1 pseudogene is annotated in these 580 nt (G+C 60.5%); it reads right to left on the bottom strand.

Annotated features, from left to right (window positions below):
- Nucleotides 1–580, bottom strand: a pseudogene (locus GMA8713_RS27955) (hypothetical protein); the annotation flags it as partial.

Genomic DNA, 580 nt, shown 5'->3' with positions numbered 1-580 from the left:
GCCGGGGCCGGGATAGACAGGCTAAGCCCATTGTCCAGCATGTCCTGGGTAATGGTGGCGGTGTACACCTCATTGCCATCCTGATCGGTGACCGTGATGGTGTCACCGACTGCGGTGCCGTCGCCCAGGGCGATGGTGTAGTTGATGTCGCCATCGAGCTCATCATCATTGATATAGCCGTCATTATTGGCATCTTCGGTAATGGTCAGGACTGGGGCCGCAGGGGCGCCGCCGCCCGCGCCGTAATCCAGGGTGGCGGAGTCTGAGCCTTCAGCGCTGTTGCCGGCAGGGTCAGTAATGGTCGCCGTCACTTCCAGCGTGGTGCCCGTAGCCGGTGCATCCACGGCCAGCTGCAGACCGTTATCCAGCATGTCCTGAGTGACCGTGCCGGAGAAGATGACGTTACCGTCCTGGTCGGTCACTTCGATGGTGTCACCCACGTCGGTGCCGCTGCCCAGGGTGACGCTAATGTCTATCTGGCCATTGAGTTCGGCATCATTGATGTAGCCGTCATTGTTGGCATCTTCGGTAATCACCACAGTCGGCGCGGTTGGGGCGCTGTCGCCGTAATCCAGTGTCG

The sequence above is a fragment of the Grimontia marina genome (assembly GCF_900060185.1).
GTDB lineage: Bacteria > Pseudomonadota > Gammaproteobacteria > Enterobacterales > Vibrionaceae > Enterovibrio > Enterovibrio marinus.
This window is presented reverse-complemented; position numbering and strand designations above follow the sequence as displayed.